Genomic DNA, 21,035 nt, shown 5'->3' on the forward strand with positions numbered 1-21,035 from the left:
CTTTTTTATAATAGATAAAAGGGATGTCAGCGAAGGAGAGGTTCGTGTTGAGAAAATATCAGCTTTATTTAATAGAAGATGAATTTGCTACCCATTACTTCGGACGAGAGCGCGTGTTTTTTCAACTATTCAAGGATTATCAACAAGCACATGGGGAACTTGAATTTATTATCCAGCGGCAAATTGCCTATATTACGAAAAAATTGGAAGTGTTAAAACTCCATCAACTGATTCAAAAACAGTTTGGAAAAACAAAGGGATTTAAAGCCGATCACGGTGCATATACAATTGAATTAAGTGGAAAATTAAGTATGGCGAAATTAGAGGTGTACCAGGACTTAATTACAGTAGAGGCAGAGGGCAGCTATGAGGCAGAGACGGCATTTTTTGAGGTGCTGCGAAAATCCGAAGCGTCCTTTCTGGCCATCGATCTTGAACACGAGCGATTTGGCTGGTTAAAACCAATTAAAGAAAGAAAATTTGTCTAAATAAAACGAAATATTGTCTTATCTCGTTTTATTTAGTAAACTGATGTATGGTAGACAACATGAAGGAGGAAATTTGAATGTGGGGTTACATTCTAGTTGGTATACTGGCCCTTGCAGCTGGTATAGCACTAGGATTTTTCATCGCTCGTAGATATATGATGAGCTACTTAAAGAAAAATCCGCCAATCAATGAGCAAATGTTAAAAACGATGATGATGCAGATGGGCCAAAAGCCATCGCAGAAGAAAATCAACCAAATGTTGAACGCAATGAACAAGCAATCAAAATAAGTTGATACAAGCACCCATGTCATAATGGGTGCTTTTTTCTGTCATTGCCTGTCTCAATCTTTCTTATTTTAGGAATTTTTGATAAAATAGATACCTCGGGTTGCTAAATATTTAGAGACGTCTTATGTTTCGGGGGAATGTTATGAAGGTCTTTTTACAATTAGGCTGGTATTTTAAGCAGGAGAAGAAAGCGTACATATCAGGGGTTATTTTACTATTATTAGTCGCACTGCTGCAGGTGCTGCCGCCTAAAATAATCGGAATTATTGCCGACCATATTAATGATGGAACGATGACAATGGCTCTGCTGGTTAAGTGGATACTTGTGCTTATTGGTGTCGGACTGGGCATGTATGCACTCAGGTATTATTGGAGAAATATGATTTTCGGTTCAGCGGTGAAGCTTAGCAAAATTTTAAGGAACCGCTTATATCACCATTTCACCAATATGTCACCATCGTTTTACCAGAAAAACCGGATTGGCGACTTGATGGCCCATGCTACCAATGACCTAGCCGCCATCCAGCAAACGGCCGGTGCGGGAGTGCTGACGCTTGTTGATTCATTATCGACCGGCGGCTTTGTCATCATCGCGATGGCTTTTACAATAAGCTGGAAACTGACGTTGATTTGTTTGATTCCCATGCCAATCATGGCGCTGTTGACCAATTGGTTTGGGACGATGTTGCATAAAAGCTTTTATAAGGCACAGGAAGCTTTTTCATCTCTGAATGATAAAACCCAGGAAAGTATTATGGGGATCAAGGTGATTAAGACATTTGGCCAGGAACAGGAGGATATTGAAGATTTTCGGAAACAGTCGGAAGATGTGGTGCAAAAGAATATTGTCGTTGCCAAAATTGACTCACTCTATGATCCTACTATTTCGATTATTGTCGGTATATCTTATTTCTTAGCGATTGTGTTTGGGGCAAAGTATGTGCTTGCGGGGGAACTGACCATTGGCCAGTTAATCTCGTTTACCGCTTATTTGGGATTGTTAATTTGGCCGATGCTGGCATTTGGCTGGTTGTTTAATATAGTAGAACGAGGTAGGGCCTCTTATGACCGGGTTTCCGCCTTGCTACGGGAAAAGGTTGATATCATCGATCGTGCTGATGCTTTAAATGCTGTTCCAAACGGTGATTTGAGCTATCACATTAGCGAATTTACCTATCCTGGGGAAGCAAAACCGGTCTTAAAAGATATTTATTTTACGCTAAATAAAGGTGAAACTCTTGGAATCGTCGGCAAGACTGGCGCCGGAAAAACCACTCTGTTGAAGCTGCTGATCCGCGAATTTGATGGCGAGCAAGGGGAAATTATCTTCGGCGGGCACAAACTCAAAGACTATAAGCTTGAAAAATTGCGCGAGGCAATCGGCTATGTGCCTCAGGATCATTTCCTGTTTTCGGCCACGGTTGCCGAGAACATTGCCTTTACCAACCCGCTTGCCACGCAAGAGGAAATTGAACAGGCGGCAAAACTGGCCAATATTCATGATGATATTCTTCAATTTACCGACGGCTACCAAACCGTTGTCGGTGAGCGTGGGGTATCATTGTCCGGCGGTCAAAAACAGCGGATTTCAATCGCCCGCTCGCTGCTGATGAATCCGGAAGTATTAATCCTCGATGACTCCCTGTCAGCGGTCGATGCGAAAACCGAGGAAGCCATCTTGTCTTCGTTGCGGGAGAATCGGGAAGGAAAAACAACAATCATCACTTCGCACCGTTTAAGTGCGATTCAACACGCCAATCTCATTATTGTGCTGGAGGATGGCCGGATTATCGAAAGAGGCACCCATGAAGAACTGATGGATATCGGCGGTTGGTATAAAGAAATGTATTTGCGCCAGCAGCTGGAAGAACTGGTTGAGCTCGGAGGACAATAAAATGGAAGAAAAAATAGAACTATCAGGACGTGAACAGCGCAAAGTATTATTCCGCCTGCTTTCTTATACAAAACCGCATAAAAAAATAATCGGATGGGCTTTTCTGCTGTTGATATTAACAACAGTAGGGGATATTGTTTTACCAATTTTGGTCAAAATTTTTATTGACGATTATTTAACTCCGGGGAACCTTGAATATAAGCCGCTGCTGATTCTCGGATCTATCTATATGGGCATCCAAATCGTCAAAGGCATCCTGTTGTTTTTTCAATTGGTGAAATTCCAGGAGATTGCCTTATATATTATCCAACAGCTAAGAATTGACGTGTTTTCAAAGGTACAGGCGCTTGGTCTGAAATATTTTGATAAAACACCGGCGGGCAGCATCGTTTCACGGGTAACCAATGACACAGAAGCGATTAAAGACATGTTCGTGACGGTAATTTCGACGTTTATTCAAAGTGGATTCCTATTGTCGGGGATTTTTATCGCGATGTTCATCTTGAATGTCAAACTGGCCTTGTTTTGTGTTGTGATCATTCCGATCTTAGTTTTTGTCATGGCTTTATACCGCAAATTAAGCTCACGCTATTATTTGGATATGCGGGAAAGACTGAGCCAGTTGAATGCGAAACTTAGCGAATCGTTGCAAGGGATGGCGATCATCCAAGTATTTCGCCAGGAAAAGCGCCTGCGTCAGGAATTTGGCGCGATTAACGACAAACACTATCAGGCTGGCATGAAAAATATTAAAATCGATGCCCTGCTGTTAAGGCCGGCAATTGACTTGATTTATATTTTCGCCTTAATCATCGTATTGAGTTATTTCGGGATCACTTCGTTTGAAACTTCGGTAAAAATCGGGGTCATTTATGCGTTTATCAATTATTTGGACCGTTTCTTTGAACCGGTGAACCAGATGATGATGCGGCTTTCCTTATACCAGCAGGCGATTGTTGCCGGTTCAAGGGTTTTCAGGCTGTTGGACGAAGACGAACTGGCACCGGCCCAACAAAATGATGGGACGAAAATGATCCAACAAGGAAAAATTGAATTTAAGGACTTAAGTTTTTCCTATGACGGCAAACGCGACGTCTTAAAAAACATCACCTTTACGGCGAATCCCGGGGAGACGGTCGCGCTTGTCGGCCATACGGGTAGCGGCAAAAGCTCGATTATCAATTTGATGATGCGATTTTACGAATTTGACCGCGGTGAAATTTTGATTGATGGCGAATCGATCCGAAATTATTCCAAAACTGAATTAAGGGAGAAACTGGGCCTTGTATTACAGGACCCGTTCCTGTTCTATGGCACTGTAAAGGAAAATATTAAGCTTCACGATCAAACGATGAGTGATGAGCAAATTGAGGAAGCTGCAAAATTTGTTCAAGCGAATACCTTTATCGAGCGGCTGGAGGATGGCTATAACCATAAGGTCGTTGAGCGGGGGTCGACTTTTTCAAGCGGACAGCGGCAATTAATTGCCTTTGCCAGAACGATTGCGGCCAACCCGAAAGTTTTGGTGTTGGATGAAGCAACCGCCAATATCGATACGGAGACGGAGGAAGCGATTCAGACGGCGCTGGCAAAAATGCGAAAAGGGCGGACGACTATTGCGATTGCCCATAGGCTGTCGACAATCCAGGATGCCGATTTGATTCTCGTGCTGCATCAGGGGGAAATCGTCGAACGAGGAAACCATCAGGAGCTGCTGACGCTTGGCGGGCTCTACCATAAAATGTACCTGCTGCAAAACGGATTGGTAGAAAAGCTGGAAGATGCCGTCAACTAATAGAAAAAAGCCCGGGGCGACCCGGGCTTTTGTTATGAATGCGAGGAAACATTTCCTAAAAAGATTCGATTATATTCATTTAATAGATGATCAAGCTCTTGGCTGTAACGAATGACGACGGTGGAGGTCAAGCCGTTGGCACTTGCTGCTTTAATCAATTCAGCACGCTTTTTTTCAATAAGTGTCACTAAATCCTGTTTGATCACGACCGCTGTCCTTTCCGGAAAAACTCCTAAACTTTGGTAAAAATAAGAGAATTTGAGACTATTAAATAAGCACTGTTTTACTAGTATACCCTAACTTGTAAATTATTTCAAAGGCATATGTAAAAAAATATCCATTATCATAATTGTCGAAAAATAGATAAACATTTTCGTTAAAGCACCAGCGACACAAAATATTCATGTTATTCAATATCAATTGGGTGAAAGATTTGTTAGAATGAAAGGGAATCAACTATTGTGGGAGTGTTTATATGTCTGATGTCAACATATTTATGGCGTTCGGTGCAGGTTTCCTGAGCTTTATTTCACCTTGCTGTTTACCGTTGTATCCCGCCTTTTTGTCATACATAACCGGAATGTCTGTCGGTGAGCTGAAGGGTGAAAACGCGATGCTGCAAAAACGCAGTATGCTGCATACGTTATTTTTCCTCATCGGTTTTTCCGTCATCTTTATCGCAATTGGTTTTGGAACGAGCTTTGTCGGAAGCTTTTTCAGTGAATACAAGGATTTGATTCGCCAGCTTGGGGCGATTTTCATTGTCTTCTTTGGGCTAATGATTGTCGGCATTCTAAAGCCGGAGTTCCTGATGAAGGACCGCAAGATTGAATTTAAACATCGTCCGTCAGGCTATTTGGGCTCCAGTTTGATTGGGATGGCTTTTGCGGCCGGCTGGACGCCATGCACAGGACCGATTCTTGGTTTCGTCATTTCATTGGCTGCCACAAATCCGGGTTCGGGCATGATGTACATGATTGCCTATACCTTGGGCTTTGCGATTCCATTTTTTATGCTTTCCTTCTTCGTCGGCCGCATGAACTGGATCAAAAAGAACAGCGTAAAAATTATGAAAATCGGCGGCTATATCATGATTGTTATGGGGATTGTGTTATTCTTTGACTGGATGACCAAAATCATTCAAATTCTTTCACCATTATTCGGCGGTTTTACTGGTTTTTAAGTTGTGAAAATCAAAAGGCTCTTCCTCTTAATGCGGGTGGTTTCCATTATTGGGAGCAGGACTACAGTACAAATTGATAACCATTTTTGTTTTTTTAAGATATAATGTGAAGGTACTTATTTATCCAAAGGAAGAGGATTTCAATGAACTATGTTGTGATTTCTTCAATCGGCGCCGTTTTTATGGGGATACTTGCCTTGTTCGTTCGGATGAAAGCCGCCAAAAAGCCGACAAGCGTGAAAAAAATTATTATGCCGCCCGTGTTTATGTCAAGCGGTGCGCTGATGTACGTGGTGCCGCAATTCAGGTTGACTCCGATGGAGATTCTTGAGGCTGTGGTGTTGGGGATGTTATTTTCTATCCTGTTAATCAAAACCTCAAAATTCGAGATCCGTGATCATGATATTTATTTAAAAAGGTCCAAAGCTTTCTTCTTTATTTTAGCTGGGCTGCTTGTCATTCGACTGGGATTGAAATCAATCTTAAGCAGTACCATCGATTTTGGCCAATTGAGCGGAATGTTCTTCCTGCTGGCGTTCAGCATGATTGTCCCTTGGCGATTTGCGATGTATCTTTCCTATAAAAAACTTTATAAGGAACTTCAAAAGAATGAACACTGACTCTGTTATTGGGTCGGTGTTTTTTCTTTTTTAAGGTATGCTCTATGGGGAGGGGGGGACACGGGGTATCGCAGATATTTTGGGATTATCGCAGATATAATTAGAAAATCGCAGATATAATTAAATTATCGCAGATAAATGCTCGAACATCGCAGATAAATAACAAAACATCGCAGATATATTTTGCAGCGGGCCAAAACGGCGGCAAAAAAATAAAAAAACCGCCCAATTCAGGACGGTTTTAGAATAAATGCTCGTAAGGAGCGACGTCAATCTTGTTTTCAAACAACTTTTTCCGTAAAAATTTATGATCTCGTTTCGGGGTGGCCTGAATATACCCGCGGATCACCAAATCTTCGGTAATTTTGGGCACCTTTTCATTAAGGGCGAGCTCGCCAATTTTACCGGCAATTTTATGACGGGCCACATCACGGAACAATTCGGGAACAGGGCTGACCAAGTCCTCGAGCAGAGCCTTTTCTTCCGGGCCCCATAAATGCCGCGATTCATTTACATAATATTCTTCCCATTCCATATCGGATTTGCCATCTTCCTTTGGCATCTTTTTTAAAAACTTGCGAAACATAAAGAAGCCGCCGATGGCCATCATTACTACTAAAAAAACAACCCAAAACAGGATAAACCACAAAAACCAACCTTCAAGCTGCATGTAAATTCACCTACAAAAACGTTTATTCAGTTTATTATAGTCTGTTTTTCGGCTAATTGACAAGCAAACACATTGTGTAATCGAAAACACAAAAAAACGCACAACCATTGTGCGTGTCAGATATGTATAGTTTGGCGGGACCGCCTGGGAATCGAACCCAGCAGACCTGGCACGCAGGTCTCGTGCAGTTTTGAAGACTGAGTAAAAAAATCATCTTAATCAAACTACACAAAGAGCTTTAGTCCCAACGTTCAATCATACAGTCAATCAGTTTTCTCGCAATCCCAGTAACAGTTTTCGTTCGTCCTTTACAGTTTATTTATATAAAGTATGTACTATTTGTCAAAAACTAGAAAGTAAATAAATTCTACCTAAAACGAAGTAATACATAGATTACTTTGTTGTTCTTCTGTACCTATTACAAATGGGAAAGGTACTTGTGTTAACAAAGGCTTGCCCAGCACTATAGTTTTTAGTACTGGACAAGAAATGGGTCTTAAAAGCTTTTATTGAAAAAAGTTTGGATAATTAACTCCGGGTGAAACTGGAAAATTTTTATGCGCTCTCAGTTCGGAGACTGTCATAAAGCCAAAACCTCTACTTCGAAGTTCGTGTACAATTTCAGGAAGTGCTTGCATGGTGTTAGTTTGGCCGGGTTGATCATGTGATACGTAGATTTGACCGTCTGTTAATCTATTATTACCAGTTTGAGTGAGTATTCTATTAACTAAAAAGGAAGCTGAATTGTGAATGTTCCAGTCATCTGTTGCTAAACCTCGTAAATTAGACAAGCCAAATTCACCTGCTACCATTAAAGAATTAGATGAATGGCTAGCATACGGTATACGGATCCATTGCGTATTCTGTCCGGTAATTTCAAGGATTAAATCCTGATTTCTCTTAAAGTCTGCCCTCATCACATCTATGTCAGCATTATTGTCCCAACGTTCATGCTGCCACGCGTGATTGGCAATTTCATGGCCTCCGGCAATTATTCTATCGATTGCCCTTCTAAAATCTGGGTTCGTTCTAGCCCTTTCCAGATTAATACCGCTTGCAAAAAAAGTAACCTTGATGCCAAGTTGATCTATAACATCCAACAGAGCGTTTGTATTTGAGGAGGGTGTATCGTCAAAAGTTAATGCAACGAATTGAGTAGGCTCCGGATATGGCACAATTGCGGTGGTTGCCGGGAAAGTACGGGTAAGTACACCCGAGTCAGCCTCGTGGGTTACTTGCATAGCGACATTATTGGTCCCGGTCGGGTTATGGATTCTGAACCAGTTTGCCGGTACGCCGCTCAGGGTCCAACCGGGTCTTGGTGTCAATGTTATGGTTGCTGTGTATTCAGTATCAGCTTGAAAAGTAGAATGACTGGGATTCCATACTACCGTTCCGGAATACTGGCTTGAAGTGGTGATAGATGTTACAGGTGTATTTCCGGTCCTCGGAGGTATGATGTCCATAATATTGCGAGCGTTGATTGTAACTGGAGAAAAGACGCCGTCGCCTTCAAGATAAATCTTTTTGATTCTTACAGATTCACCATACGCAGGTAATCCGCCAACTCCTCTTAATCTTTCAAGATCCCAGTTGCCGGCAGAAGTACCAGGACCACCATCATTACTGGTTCCATTCGTCATTCTTATTATATTGGTATGACTATTGCTACCCCATCCAGCATCTTGATCAATACGGAAACGTAATATGCCGCGGAACCATTCGGAAGGAGCTTCTTCTAATTCCATAACAACACTATCATAACCTCTCATATCAATGGTATTTTCAAATACAAATCTAAATGCTATGTTTCTACTTACAACGCCGTTATAAATATGAATTAAACCATCCTCATAAGCCCATGTAGAATCGCCACCGGGTGTATGAACAGTAATATCACCAAGTTCAGCTGCCCACTGTCCATTCTCGAACAATACCGGAAGTGCAGGTCTTCCGATAAAGGAAACTATGTAACACGCTCCTATTTGAGTATTGCCTTTCGTGTCTACGAAGATCGTGTAATTACCAGCTTCAGTGCTGATGGGATATACTCCCTCCGCATTATTGGGAATCATGAAGTCTTGGGTAGTTATACCGCCGCTATCGGTTATTGTAATCCATAATCTGTTTTGACTGCCCGTTAGTTGGTCGACCCTTGCGGTGACAGTAACACCATCTACTGTAATAGCTGGAGGTGGTGAGGTCGCAGAGGTTGGAACAACAAAGAGCGTCACAACCATGATGATGCTCAATATTAGCGTTAAAACTTTTTTACCGATTTTCATATTCTCCTCCTAAAATATAATGTTGTTTCCTCTTTTATTATGGAGTTGAGGTCCTCCATTTTCAGCTCTACTTTTCAGGGAAGGTAGCCAACCCATTTTACCTGTGCGTATGTACGGTGACACGCACAACTATCGAGCAAATTCAGCCCTCACCCCCGTGTATCCGCTGTGTAGTTATATCCGATTCGTTTTTCAAAAGATAGACCTCCTTTCATTTGGATATATATTTCCAATTATACCGAAATATACTGATAACCTTACGTCAATCGTTTTCGAGAATGCTTGTTGGATTTTAATAATTTTTTCCACTTGCATTGCTTTGATTTTTGAATTTTTTTTAAAAAAAAGGATTATTTAAATACGAATGTCATTTTTTGTCCTTTGTCTGTTGAATTGTTTGAAAACTCAAAGGGTTTGGCCGAACAATTGGAGAAATAATTCAGTGAAAGGAATTGTAGTGACTAGGGGGTAAGGGCTATTAAAAAAGCAAGTTCGAGTATAGTAATCCTTTTTATAGGCGGTATCATTGCTTTATTTTTACTCTCGTATTTTACTTATAAAATTGTGCTGAAACAGCCCAATATATCTGCCTATTCACAAAAGGAAGAAAAAGATATTTATCGAATTAAATTTATCTCGGGTGACTCTGGCAGTCCATTTTGGTCAAATGTTAAAAAGGGAGCTCAAAATGTAGCAGAGAAGAATCATGTGGCCATTGAATTTCTGGAAACCTTTCAAGGCGATAGTTTTGGATATTTAAAGAATATTGATATGGCCATATCATCTCAAGTAGACGGTATTATTGTACAAGGAAAGGAGGATCCGGAATTTATCGAAATTGTTGATAAAGCTTTGCAAAAAGGAATTCCGGTAATAACGGTCTTTACTGATGCCCCTGAAAGCTTACGTAAAACCTATGTTGGCCCCAATCATTACCAAGAGGGGGAAATAATGGGGGAATATATCGCAGCAGAATTAAATGGGAAAGGTAAAATTGGTATCGTTTACGGTGGAGCTTCAACCGATTATCTAAACTTGAGGAAGAAAGGAATTATTAATGCACTTGCCAAATATCCCAATATTGATATTTTAGGAGCAAACAATAATAATTTGGATGATTTAAAAGGGCTTAAGGAAACAACGAATCTTCTGAATCATAATCCTGATTGCAGAGTGTTTCTAGGATTAACTTCAGATGCAACAAATGGAATTGTTCAATCAATCAGAGGAAGAGGTCAATTAAAGGACTATTCGATCTATAGTTTTGATCAGGACCCAGAGATTTCGGAGTTTCTGAAGGAAGGGATTGTTTCGGCTGTGTTAACTCAGCAACCTGAAGAAATTGGGACAAAAAGCACAATTCTTATGCTGAATTGGCTGGATGGCAAGGAGATGCCACTTGAACAAAATTATTATACAAATATACACTTGTTGAAAAAAGGTAATACACCATGAAAAAAATACGAAATAAGATTATCATCCTGTTTGCTTTTATATGGATTATGATTTCGCTAGTTTGGTTATTGATGATTTATTCTAATCAAAAAACAATTGAAAATTATAACCAAATATTACAAAGATACTTGATTATCAAGGATGTCTCGGAATTAAGCCAAAATTCGATTAATGCATTAAACTATTATTTGATTAGCCCATCTATTCAGACAAGAGATAATTATATAAGGTATAGCCGGGAATTAAAGAAAAATCAACAAAAACTTAAGGTACTAAGAAACCAAAATAATTTCATCTCCCTCATGGATTATGAAAACATGATTAAAAATCAGTTGGAATCAATGGAATTAACTATCCAATTTTCTCAAAAGAAAAACGACCCGAGAATATCCATTCATTTTAATGAGGCCGCAAAGACGTCTACTTATATTTCTGAAACATCTCTTTCATTAATCAGCGGAGAATTGAAGACCTATGTTAATTTTTATAGGGAGATTATTGACCAAAGTATAAACTCGGTCATGTTAAGTTTTTTAATATTAGCCTCAACTTCATTATTGATATTATTAATCTTTTTCAAGTTTTCCAACGATTTAACTCGCCCTATTGTAACGTTGACGAAAGCAGCAAGGGAAATATCGAGTGGGAATTTTGATCAAAGCATCGATATCCGCACCAATGATGAGATTCATTTTCTTGCCAGCAGTTTTAATCAAATGAGAGTTAACATTAAAAAACTGATTGCCGAAATCCAAACAAAAGCGAAGGTGGAACATGAGTTGCAGGAACATAAATTGCTTTTAAAAGAAAGTGAATTGAAGTCCTTGCAAAGCCAGATTAATCCTCATTTCTTATTTAATACATTAAACACCTTAGCTAGAAAAGCGTATTTGGAGAATGCCAGGGAAACTAGTGAATTAATCATCTCAGTATCAGATTTGCTTAGGTACAATTTAAAAAGCATGGATCAATCCTCGACCATCGAAAATGAATTGAAAGGGCTTGAGGATTATTTGACGATTCAAAAAGCTCGGTACGAGGAACGGGTGCAGTATTCCATACATGTTGATAATGACTGTCTTTCCTTCCCAATACCAAGTCTCACACTTCAGCCGTTTGTTGAGAATGCATTAATCCATGCCGTTGAACCTTTTTCCAAAGGAGGGGCAATATCAGTTGCGATTCGAAAACATGAACATCAAGTAATGATTGAAATAGGAGATAATGGACCGGGTATTCCCCAAGAGACCATTCATGCCCTCCTTTCCGGGTCAGCAAAAAAAGCCTATAAGGGACATTCTACAGGGATTGGCATCCAAAATGTAATTCGCCGCTTACAGCTATTTTATGGAATGGATGACATCATTGAAATAGAAGGTAATGAAAATCAGGGTACGCGGATTGTTATGAAATTACCGAATTCAGTGGGGGGAAGAGATGATTAAGATACTAATTGTTGACGATGAACGTGTTGAGCGAGCTGCCCTTAAACAAATCTTAGAGGAAGGGATCGAGAATATTAGAATCGTAGGCGAGGCGGAAAATGGAACAATCGCCATTCAAATGGTTGAGAAGCTAGAGCCGGACCTGATTTTGATGGATATTCAAATGCCGGAAACGGATGGATTAGAGGCGATATTAGAAATCAGCAAACTGAATTCAGGGATTCAATATATTATCATTTCCGCATACGATACATTTGAATATGCAAGACAAGCTCTTCGTTTGGGGGTAAATGATTATTTGCTCAAACCTAGCCGGCCGAAATCCGTAATTGAAACAGTCACGAGAGTCATTCAAAGAATCCATGAACGAAAAAAAGAATTAGAGTTGATGAAACAAGAGAAGGAAAGATTGAAACAATTATTATCTGTCTTTGAAGGAGAGCAGAAAGCTCAGCGTTTAATTGATGAAAAAGAAGAAAATAAATTGAAACAATTTATTATGGAAAATTACCATAAGGACATTACTCTGGAAACGGTTGCGGAACACGTAAACCTTAGCCCTTATTACGTCAGCAAACTTTTCAAAGAAAAAAGCGGCACCAACTTTATTGATTTTCTGACTGAATGCAGAATTGAGAATGCAAAAAGGTTAATGGGTGACCCTTCTAAAAGTCTGAAAGAAATTGCGATTGATGTCGGTTTTCATGATCCGAGCTACTTTAGCAGGGTGTTTAAAAGAAGTCAAGGGATATCGCCAACGGATTATCGGAAAATTGCGTTACAGCATCACCAAAAAATCCTATAGGTTAGCAATAATGTACAAGAGATAATTTTTTGAAAGCGCTTAATTGCTGATAAAATAAATTTGATATATTCAAATAAATGGGAGCAACGGCAGACGAATGGGGAGAATAAGAAAAAGGTACATATTTTTCATTATGTTCGTATCTATTTGGCTTGTGTTAGCGTGGTGGATTTCAAATACAAAAACGATTTCAAAGCCATCAGAAGATAAGATTACTTATAACAAACAGGCTGGGATATCTAAACAGAAGAAAATTAAAATTGGCTTTGCAATGGATACATTACGGGAAGAGCGGTGGCTGCGAGACCGAGATTATTTAGTTGAAAAAGGGAAAGAATTAGGCGTTGATGTCATCGTTCAAGCCGCCGAAAGGGATAATGCAAGGCAAATCGTTCAAGCGGAAACATTAATTAGTCAAGGTGTTGATGTTTTAATTATCGTTCCGCATAGCGCGGCGGCGGCGGCGGCTATTGTGGAAAAAGCGCATAAAGCAGGTATTAAAGTAATAGCGTATGACCGTTTGATCACAAATGCCGACCTTGATTTGTACATTTCCTTTGATAGCATCTTAATTGGGGAACTGCAAGCAGGAGCAGTTGTGAAACAAGTTCCCAAGGGTAATTATGTCCTCATCGAAGGTGCAGAGACCGACTATACATCCCATTTGTATAAAGAAGGACAAATGAAAGTGTTGCAACCATTGATTGATAAAGGGGATATTCAGATTGTATACGAACAGTGGACGAAAGATTGGAACCCAACCGATGCAAAGGCCAATGTAGAAATTGCACTGAGGGCCAATCATAACCAGATTGATGCCATAATTGCTGCAAACGATGCGACTGCAGAAGCAGCAATTGAAGCTTTGTCTGCACAGAACATGACAAGGAAGGTTCCTGTAAGCGGTTTGGATGCTGAGCTTGCTGCATGCAGGAGGATTATGAACGGAACCCAATTAATGACTGTCTATACCTCGGTCAAAGATATGGCGGAAACTGCCATAACTGCAGCCATTAAAATGGCTAGAAGGGAAAAAGTGCCCACTAATTCGACAATAAATAATGGAAAAATTAATGTACCGACTATTTTACTTCAACCTGTAGCGGTAACCAAAGAAACGATGGATGAAACGGTTATTGCCACAGGATTTCACAAGCGGGAAGAAGTTTATCAAAAATAATTTTTCGTAACTTAAAGGGGGTGAATTTTAAAAAAGTATTGTATCAATATGTCTCCGGTTTTTAAGGACCAAAAACAGTGAGAATAGGGGAGGAAGAAGATTGCATCTTAAAAAGTCATTTAAAAAGATTCTCAGTATTTCTATGGCTCTCTTAATTTCAACCTCAGGATTAGTTGCTACGAATAGTACCACCAACGCTAAAATGAATAATTCCAACACTGTAGATACCACTACAAAACTATTAAACGATACGTATTCATTGAAGAAAGCAATTCAATATAATAATGTCTATCAATTGCACAAAAACTGGCAAATACAATCATCCGCAGTTGCGATAGAGGATGGAGCAGCTATTTCAACAAACGGCTATAATTCGAACGGGTGGTACAACACTACTGTTCCAAATACTGTAATGGGGGCCCTTGTAGATGCCGGCGACATTGAAGACCCGTTTATTCATGATCGAATTTCCCGCACAGACGAAGCAAGATTTAATGTTCCTTGGTGGTATCGGACTGAGTTTACACTCCCGGCTAGCGAGCAAGGCAAAAAAATCCAAGTTAATTTCCAGGGGATTGGTTATCAAGCCGATATTTGGGTAAACGGAAAGAAGATAGCCGATAAATCGGATATTATGGGTTCATTCCGAACCTATGAATTGGATATTACAAATTATGTTAAGGCAGACGGCAAAACGAAAAATACCCTTGCGGTTGAAGTAACAAAGTCCAATTTTGGTAAAGATTTCTCTATTTACTGGGTTGACTGGGTGCCTAGGCCGACTGACAATAACATGGGCTTATGGCGTGATGTATTTATCACCACCAGCAATACCGTAACAACACGTAATCCGTTTGTTACATCAAAAGTAGATAAAGACCTTTCGACTGCCAGTTTAAATGCCTATGTTGATTTAACGAATTTTTCCGATCAGACCATAACAGGAACGGTTGAAGCAACCATTAAGGATCCTTCTGGCAAGGTTGTGGCAGCTGTTTCACAGCCTGTTACACTGAAGGCGAATGCAGTCGATCAAGAAGTTGCTTTTACGTCCGGAAATTTCAATGATTTAAAGATCAAAAATCCAAAATTATGGTGGCCGGTGGGTATGGGTGAGCCATCAATGCATACGATTGAATTCAAGTTTAAGGAAAGTGATAACAAAGTCGGAGACAGCATTACCCAAAGATTTGGCATTCGTGAAGTTACGACAGAAATGAATGTATCACCGTCTACGAAAACCAATCCGCCGCTTAAGGATATGGTGCAATTCTATGTCAACCACAAGCCTGTTTTGATTAAAGCTGGCGGATATTCGCCAACAGACTTGTATCTAAGACGTAATATGGATACAAATATGGCGGTTATCCAGTACTTAAAGGATATGGGTTTAAATGCCATCAGGGATGAGGGGATTTTCTTTGATGAGCGCCTGATTGATCTTTTGGATGAAAACGGAATGTTCTACATGGGCGGATGGGTTTGCTGCAGCAAATGGCAGCAGCCGGCGGCATACAGTGACGCAGACCTGCATATTGCCAATGAATCCTTGATTTCGCAGCTACGTTTATTGCGTGTTCATCCGAGTATGATTGCGTGGATGAATGGAAGTGATAATCCAGCTTCTTATGGAAAGGATATTCCAGCAGGTGGATCTGTTGACCGAGGAAAAGAAGTGGAACAGTCATTCTTCGATATTGAAAATCGACTACATTGGGATGAAAATGGGGCAATCATTTCGAGTGGTTCGGCGAAGGTAGCTGAGTTAACCGGAACCGTCAGCGGCATGCATATGGATGCTTCCTATGATTATGCACCTCCGGCGATGTGGTTCGAGGATATGGATCTTGGAGGAGCGTTTGGATTTACCTCAGAGGCCGGACCTGGTCCAAGTATTCCGGTTATCGAAACGATGAAGAAAATTCTGCCGGAAAATAACTTATGGCCGTACAATGTTGGTGGCGATAATTACCAGCAATGGAATTATCATAACGCCAGAGGAAGTTTCCGGGATCTCTCCAAATTCAACCTTGCAATGGATAACCATTACGGTGAGTCACATAGTCTTGAAGAATATAACATCAAAGCACAGATGCAGCAATATGACTCGCAGCGCGCGGTATTTGAGGCTTTAAATGCTAACAAATATACGAAGGCGACAGGCTGGGTTCAGTGGATGCTCAATAACGGTTGGCCAAGTATGTTCTGGAACCTGTTTGATTTCTATTTAAATCCGAACGGTTCCTATTTCGGCGCTAAAAAAGGAAATGAGCCGCTTCATATCATGTTTGACTATGCCTCTAAGGAGGTCAAAATTCTCAATAGCACAAATAAGGATTACAGTGGTCTGAAAGCAAAGGTTCAAGTATTCAATATTGATAGCAAGAAACTGTATGATAAAGAATTTAATAATCTTGCTGTCACTCCAGACGGTGCAAGCGCAACTGTAGGCAGCACGCCGAAACAAATCGGCTACCAAACTATTAATTTCAATGGCAAGATTGAAACAGCCAGCGGTATTACCATTGTTGATAAAATTATTGAAAGAGATTTAAAGGTTTCGCCAACTTACTTTATCCGCCTTGAATTAAGGGATGCGAAAGATAATCTTGTAAGTATCAATTCTTATGCACAAACAACGAAAAAAGATTTGGTAAGGTACCAGAACCACAGCTGGAACTATACACCACAAGATCAGTTTGCCGACTTTACTCAATTACAATTGCTTGACCCAGTTGAACTTCAAATCGAAGGAAAACCTAAAACAGTAAACAATGGCCAGGAACAAACGATTACGTATACCGTGAAAAATAAGGGTAATTCAATCGCATACGGTGTATTCGCTAAAATCAAAAAAGGCGCTAACGGGGACTTGGTGGCACCAGTTCTAATGGAGGATAACTACTTTATGCTGCTGCCTGGTGAAAAGAGGACCCTTTCTGCCACCTATAATTTGTCCGATTTAGGTGATGTTACTCCAGTTATTGAGGTAAACAGTTACAATAACTTAACGTCAAAGGGTAAACCTATACCATCCGGTGAGAATCTTGCTTTTGGAAAAACAGCATCTGCTTCATCCACACAGGGGACAACGAATACTCCTGATAAAGCTTTAGACAGTACGATGTTCACAAAATGGCAAAGTTCTACCAATGCTACAACCGGTGCTGACCCACAATGGTTCAAGGTCGATTTTGGCAAGCCGACAAATTTTGATAGAACCATCGTTCGCTGGGATTATGCAAACTATGCCCGCAATATAGTCGTTGAAGTTTCGGATGATAACGTGAATTGGGAGCAAGTTTACAGCGGTACAAATGTGAACGGTTCAGCCGTAAGTGACCTAGAGTTCGATACGGTGACAAAACGTTATATCAGACTGACTATGTCCGGAAAACGTCCTGCTGGTCCGCAGATCGGTTCGGGCGGAACGGGTAATGGTGTAATCGGATTGGGGGCCACTGCGGCTTCTACCAGCTTTAATATTGCTTCATTTGAGGTATACTCCGAGCCGGTAAGTCTCAATACGATCCAGGAGAAACTGGAGAAATATATCTCTGCTAATGAAATTGTTGCACCATTAACCGATCAACTCAGAAATAACCTGCAACAGGCCATCCACCATGAGGAACAGGGCCAACGTGACCAGGCTGTAAAAAGTCTAAATGATTTCCTCAAGCATATGAACAATGACGCCCATAAGGATAAAATATCTGTGCAGGCTAAAGAAAAGTTGACTGCGGAAATAGAGGACTTATTAAAAGAGTGGAAATGATTTAACTAATTTCAAAAATACCTGCTCTTTAATAATTAAACGATTAACGAGGCAAAGGGCAATCTTTTTATGATTGTCCTCTGCTTTCTATCCTGAATTTTATCGGCACCTACTATAAAATATGGATTTGGGATTCTCTTAAAGAAATCCAAGCAGAACACGGTGATAAGGTTCCTGTTATTCAGGTAATGAACATGTCTCATTATGCGTTGGCAAAAGCCGGCGAGATCTTTGAAGAAGGGGCATATAGGGAATATATCCAAAATACTAATTAGGGTCTGCTGAATAATTGGAAAATTCAATATAAACAATGGTTTTTCTGCTTTAAAAAATATCGTAATCATAGGAGGTAAGTAGCTATGGAATCAAAGAAACAATCGAAACTCACGACCTTTATGGAAGAAAAGTTTGTGCCCGTCGCGGCAGAAATCGGAGGTCAAAGGCATTTGCTGGCTCTGCGTGACGGCATTGTCATGATAATGCCGCTGTTGATTTTAGGCGCTTTCGCTATGATAATCATAGACTTCCCTATTCCTGCTTGGATAGCCCTTATGGAGTCTGCAGGTTGGAGCTGGGGCGGTAAAATCGACATCTTGATAGACGCAACGTTCGGCATCATGGCAATAATCGCCGCGTTTGGCGTCGCAAGCTCGTTGGCTAGCAGCTACCAAAAGAATGATGGCACCTCTGTAGATGGTATCCCCGCGGGCATACTCGCCATAGCATCATTCTTTGTTGTTACCCAAAAAGACGGTACGGGTTCTGAAAATCTTTTTGTTGCTATGGCTTTCGCTATACTTACTGCTGAAATCTATCGTCTGTTCGTCCAAAAAAACTGGATCATCAAGCTGCCAGCCACCGTACCAGTAGCAGTTTCAAGACAGTTTTCAGCACTGCTTCCGGGGCTGGCTATCCTTGGTATCTCGTGGCTTATCATTGCCGTACCGATGTCGTATACCGGTTATCATACTATATCTCATTGGCTGAATGAAGGTCTGTTCTCCTGGCTAACCAATTTCGGTCTTTCGTATCCGTTCATGATGTTTGGATCCTTTATCGAGCATTTGTTGTGGACATTCGGTCTGCACGGTTCCGCAATTATAATATTCCCTTTCTTCGAGCCACTTTGGATCAGCGTTACCCATGTCGGAACGACTTCCATCATCACATGGCCATTCTATGAAAACAACGTATGGCTCGGCGGTTCGGGCGCTACATTGCCTGTGGTTATCTATATGTTGTTATTTGCTAAGTCAAAGCTACTCAAAGATGTCGGTAAGATTTCCATAGGACCTGGTATATTTAATATTAACGAGCCGGTCACGTTCGGTCTTCCTATCGTTTTGAACCCTATGCTTATGATACCGTTCATAATCTCCCCGCTCGTGATCGTCACCATCATGTATGTAGGCACATCAATCGGTCTGTTCCCTATAATGGATAAGATCGTGCCATGGACGACACCCATCTTTATTAGCGGTTTCCTTGCAGCCTCAGGTGATATAAGTAGCAGGTTAATGGCTGTGCTGGCTCAAGTCATATGTTTTTCCGCATCGTTCATTATCTATCTGCCTTTCATCCGCGCATGGGATAAAATCAACCTGAAACGTGAGTCGGGAGAAGCTTAATTTACTACTAAAGAAATTGAAGAATCCCCTGCACTTTAAGGGCAGGGGATTTTGAGGAGACGGTTCTATGAAAAAAAAGGAGGATGGCAACAAGGCAGTAGAGTCTTTCAAACACAGCCGCCCCAAAAACTTCTATCGAAACAGATTTTTCGCGCTGGTAATTGATTTTATTGTCATTATGCTCTTGTGCCAAATTGTGTTTGCCATATTTGGCATCCCCGATTGGAAACACTACTTACAGACTCAGGAGGCGGTCAGGGGGTTAACCGCTTCAGATACGCTTGTCGTGGAGCGTATGAAGCTCTATCAAGAGTGTTTTCTAATCACATTAAGCATAGGGGTAATCTACGAGGCTTTAATGCTGGTGTTTTTTGGGGTGACTATAGGTAAACTGGTATTCGGTATGCGCGTCGTCAATGTCAATACGGATAAGAGTTTCTTCGTAGGTAAGCTCATGCTAGCTATGCGCTCCGTGATTAAGGCGGTATCAATATATTTGCTTTCAGCTATACCATTCTTGTTTATGTGTTTGACCACATTCGGCAATTCAGAAGGACGTTCTGGGTTTGATGGATTCGCTGGTACAAAAGTTATTAAAGTAAGGAGTAAATAACTATGAATATTGCGGTTAAGACCCCGCTGATGGCGGATAAGATAAAAGAACTATTGGACGGGAATACCTTTGACGGGGTAGACTTCACTTTTTTGGAAATGAAGGGCATGGAAATAATATTCAGCGTTACCGGAGACAGTGAACAGATCGCTGTTGCCGCGACCAAGAATGCAATTAAGGCTACGGATTATGGAAGGGGACTCTACTTTTCCGTTATCGTGAAATAATGGGAGCTAAATTAAAAACTATGTTGTATAGGTTTTACCAAGGCAGTTCTATTCTCCAGACAAAGAAGCAATAATACTTGGCTGTCTAATAGATTTAAAAGATGAACATTCCATCGGGGGATATTGTACAAGAATTGAAGGATCGGTAAACAAAACGAAGAAGGATTTTTCTTTTATGGAACCTCCCCAGCATCTTTCAGGCGGAGGTTTTTTCATGCGAACATATACTCGCTACCGATTTGCCGTCGTTAAAGTGATGTATAAAATAATGAAAACTTCGGAAATGATAATCTATTGGTGCCTAGATTGGCTTATAGGGCTAATGTAAGGCCTCGTTGATCCACATTTTATCTTCGTAACAATATCGCAGAAATGCTCGAATTGTTCTGCTGCGAATATTAACTGTCATTGGTGAATAATCCATTTCCTCGACCATATATGTTATCCATCCCATAAATAACTCTGTAGTGATTTCTTCAGAGGGTAACTCAGATTCATATAATCCTTAAAATAGCCGAAATTTTGATAATGGCTTTCTATCGTTCTTTTCGCCAAACCTTCGCCCTTTTTAATTAGGATAAAATCTTTGAACATTTCCGCCATGGTGAGCGAAACTTCAGTCGATACATGCTTTGTTCTTCGTATACCTTTTCGCATAAATAAAAAAACCCCTTCCACAGTC

The 21,035-nt window shown here is 40.6% G+C and carries 17 protein-coding genes and 1 pseudogene; 14 read left to right on the forward strand and 4 right to left on the reverse strand.

Annotated elements, in window-relative coordinates:
- The first annotated feature begins 44 nt into the window (after positions 1–44).
- The 4 genes from sirA (at position 45) to AR334_RS25980 (ending at position 4,467) form a co-directional block, all read left to right on the forward strand.
- On the forward strand, positions 45–488 hold the full coding sequence (sirA, locus tag AR334_RS25965) for a sporulation inhibitor of replication protein SirA (RefSeq protein ID WP_367576377.1): 444 nt from the start codon (positions 45–47) through the stop codon (positions 486–488).
- A gap of 77 nt (positions 489–565) precedes the next feature.
- Positions 566–778, forward strand: coding sequence for a YneF family protein (locus AR334_RS25970; RefSeq protein ID WP_066320973.1), 213 nt, complete (start codon positions 566–568; stop codon positions 776–778).
- Positions 779–920: 142 nt separating this feature from the next.
- Positions 921–2,672, forward strand: a complete 1,752-nt coding sequence (locus AR334_RS25975; protein ID WP_066320980.1) for an ABC transporter transmembrane domain-containing protein — start codon at positions 921–923, stop codon at positions 2,670–2,672.
- A gap of 1 nt (position 2,673) precedes the next feature.
- The gene (locus AR334_RS25980; RefSeq protein WP_066320981.1) at positions 2,674–4,467 is read left to right on the forward strand and encodes an ABC transporter ATP-binding protein; all 1,794 of its coding nucleotides are present in this window, start codon (positions 2,674–2,676) and stop codon (positions 4,465–4,467) included.
- 32 nt (positions 4,468–4,499) lie between these two features.
- Here AR334_RS25980 and AR334_RS25985 read toward each other — a convergent pair whose 3' ends face one another.
- Entirely contained in the window at positions 4,500–4,673 is a 174-nt protein-coding gene (locus AR334_RS25985) for an aspartyl-phosphate phosphatase Spo0E family protein (RefSeq protein ID WP_066320982.1), read from the reverse strand.
- Positions 4,674–4,942: 269 nt separating this feature from the next.
- On the opposite strand from AR334_RS25985, the gene AR334_RS25990 reads away from it, so the two are divergent.
- Together AR334_RS25990 and AR334_RS25995 are read left to right on the forward strand one after the other, a co-directional pair.
- Positions 4,943–5,650, forward strand: coding sequence for a cytochrome c biogenesis CcdA family protein (locus AR334_RS25990; RefSeq protein WP_066320983.1), 708 nt, complete (start codon positions 4,943–4,945; stop codon positions 5,648–5,650).
- Between the two features lie 143 nt (positions 5,651–5,793).
- Positions 5,794–6,270 (forward strand): CcdC family protein, encoded by a 477-nt coding sequence (locus tag AR334_RS25995; RefSeq protein ID WP_066320984.1) that lies wholly within the window; start codon positions 5,794–5,796, stop codon positions 6,268–6,270.
- Between the two features lie 241 nt (positions 6,271–6,511).
- Here AR334_RS25995 and AR334_RS26000 read toward each other — a convergent pair whose 3' ends face one another.
- Together AR334_RS26000 and AR334_RS26005 are read right to left on the reverse strand one after the other, a co-directional pair.
- Positions 6,512–6,940 (reverse strand): DUF2621 domain-containing protein, encoded by a 429-nt coding sequence (locus tag AR334_RS26000; RefSeq protein WP_066320985.1) that lies wholly within the window; start codon positions 6,938–6,940, stop codon positions 6,512–6,514.
- Positions 6,941–7,446: 506 nt separating this feature from the next.
- A complete protein-coding gene (locus AR334_RS26005; RefSeq protein WP_066320986.1) occupies positions 7,447–9,225 on the reverse strand; it encodes a polysaccharide deacetylase family protein in 1,779 nt (592 codons plus the stop codon).
- Between the two features lie 564 nt (positions 9,226–9,789).
- Between AR334_RS26005 and AR334_RS26010 the strand changes: the two genes are divergently transcribed.
- From AR334_RS26010 to AR334_RS26045, 8 genes are all read left to right on the forward strand, one after another.
- Positions 9,790–10,680 carry a substrate-binding domain-containing protein gene (locus tag AR334_RS26010; RefSeq protein WP_172799304.1) on the forward strand — a complete coding sequence of 297 codons (891 nt, stop codon included), beginning with the start codon at positions 9,790–9,792 and terminating at the stop codon, positions 10,678–10,680.
- Entirely contained in the window at positions 10,677–12,125 is a 1,449-nt protein-coding gene (locus tag AR334_RS26015; protein ID WP_066320989.1) for a sensor histidine kinase, read from the forward strand. Before AR334_RS26010 ends, AR334_RS26015 begins: the two co-directional genes overlap by 4 nt.
- Positions 12,118–12,930 carry a response regulator gene (locus tag AR334_RS26020; protein ID WP_066320990.1) on the forward strand — a complete coding sequence of 271 codons (813 nt, stop codon included), beginning with the start codon at positions 12,118–12,120 and terminating at the stop codon, positions 12,928–12,930. The genes AR334_RS26015 and AR334_RS26020 overlap by 8 nt, the downstream gene beginning before the upstream one ends.
- A 97-nt stretch (positions 12,931–13,027) precedes the next feature.
- Complete coding sequence (locus AR334_RS26025; protein WP_066320991.1) at positions 13,028–14,110, forward strand: sugar ABC transporter substrate-binding protein; 1,083 nt, start codon at positions 13,028–13,030, stop codon at positions 14,108–14,110.
- 100 nt (positions 14,111–14,210) lie between these two features.
- Positions 14,211–17,885, forward strand: coding sequence for a discoidin domain-containing protein (locus AR334_RS26030; RefSeq protein ID WP_066320993.1), 3,675 nt, complete (start codon positions 14,211–14,213; stop codon positions 17,883–17,885).
- A gap of 359 nt (positions 17,886–18,244) precedes the next feature.
- Positions 18,245–19,513, forward strand: a complete 1,269-nt coding sequence (locus tag AR334_RS26035; RefSeq protein WP_066320995.1) for a PTS sugar transporter subunit IIC — start codon at positions 18,245–18,247, stop codon at positions 19,511–19,513.
- 67 nt (positions 19,514–19,580) lie between these two features.
- On the forward strand, positions 19,581–20,126 hold the full coding sequence (locus AR334_RS26040; RefSeq protein ID WP_066320998.1) for an RDD family protein: 546 nt from the start codon (positions 19,581–19,583) through the stop codon (positions 20,124–20,126).
- A 2-nt stretch (positions 20,127–20,128) separates the two neighbouring features.
- The gene (locus AR334_RS26045) at positions 20,129–20,353 is read left to right on the forward strand and encodes a hypothetical protein (RefSeq protein ID WP_066321002.1); all 225 of its coding nucleotides are present in this window, start codon (positions 20,129–20,131) and stop codon (positions 20,351–20,353) included.
- A 441-nt stretch (positions 20,354–20,794) separates the two neighbouring features.
- On the opposite strand, the pseudogene AR334_RS26050 reads toward AR334_RS26045, so the two are convergent.
- A pseudogene (locus AR334_RS26050) lies at positions 20,795–21,035 on the reverse strand (hypothetical protein); the annotation flags it as partial.

Source organism: Bacillus sp. FJAT-29814 (assembly GCF_001510715.1).
In the GTDB taxonomy this organism is placed as follows: Bacteria; Bacillota; Bacilli; order Bacillales; family Cytobacillaceae; genus Neobacillus.

Bases quoted from the DNA above. Each gene is read 5' to 3' on its own strand.
- AR334_RS25995 (WP_066320984.1), top strand. From the start codon at position 5,794: ATGAACTATGTTGTGATTTCTTCAATCGGCGCCGTTTTTATGGGGATA.
- AR334_RS26005 (WP_066320986.1), bottom strand. From the start codon at position 9,225: ATGAAAATCGGTAAAAAAGTTTTAACGCTAATATTGAGCATCATCATG.
- AR334_RS25975 (WP_066320980.1), top strand. From the start codon at position 921: ATGAAGGTCTTTTTACAATTAGGCTGGTATTTTAAGCAGGAGAAGAAA.
- AR334_RS25970 (WP_066320973.1), top strand. From the start codon at position 566: ATGTGGGGTTACATTCTAGTTGGTATACTGGCCCTTGCAGCTGGTATA.
- AR334_RS26025 (WP_066320991.1), top strand. From the start codon at position 13,028: ATGGGGAGAATAAGAAAAAGGTACATATTTTTCATTATGTTCGTATCT.
- AR334_RS26035 (WP_066320995.1), top strand. From the start codon at position 18,245: ATGGAATCAAAGAAACAATCGAAACTCACGACCTTTATGGAAGAAAAG.
- AR334_RS26020 (WP_066320990.1), top strand. From the start codon at position 12,118: ATGATTAAGATACTAATTGTTGACGATGAACGTGTTGAGCGAGCTGCC.
- AR334_RS25990 (WP_066320983.1), top strand. From the start codon at position 4,943: ATGTCTGATGTCAACATATTTATGGCGTTCGGTGCAGGTTTCCTGAGC.
- AR334_RS26045 (WP_066321002.1), top strand. From the start codon at position 20,129: ATGAATATTGCGGTTAAGACCCCGCTGATGGCGGATAAGATAAAAGAA.
- AR334_RS26000 (WP_066320985.1), bottom strand. From the start codon at position 6,940: ATGCAGCTTGAAGGTTGGTTTTTGTGGTTTATCCTGTTTTGGGTTGTT.
- AR334_RS26040 (WP_066320998.1), top strand. From the start codon at position 19,581: ATGAAAAAAAAGGAGGATGGCAACAAGGCAGTAGAGTCTTTCAAACAC.
- AR334_RS25980 (WP_066320981.1), top strand. From the start codon at position 2,674: ATGGAAGAAAAAATAGAACTATCAGGACGTGAACAGCGCAAAGTATTA.
- AR334_RS26015 (WP_066320989.1), top strand. From the start codon at position 10,677: ATGAAAAAAATACGAAATAAGATTATCATCCTGTTTGCTTTTATATGG.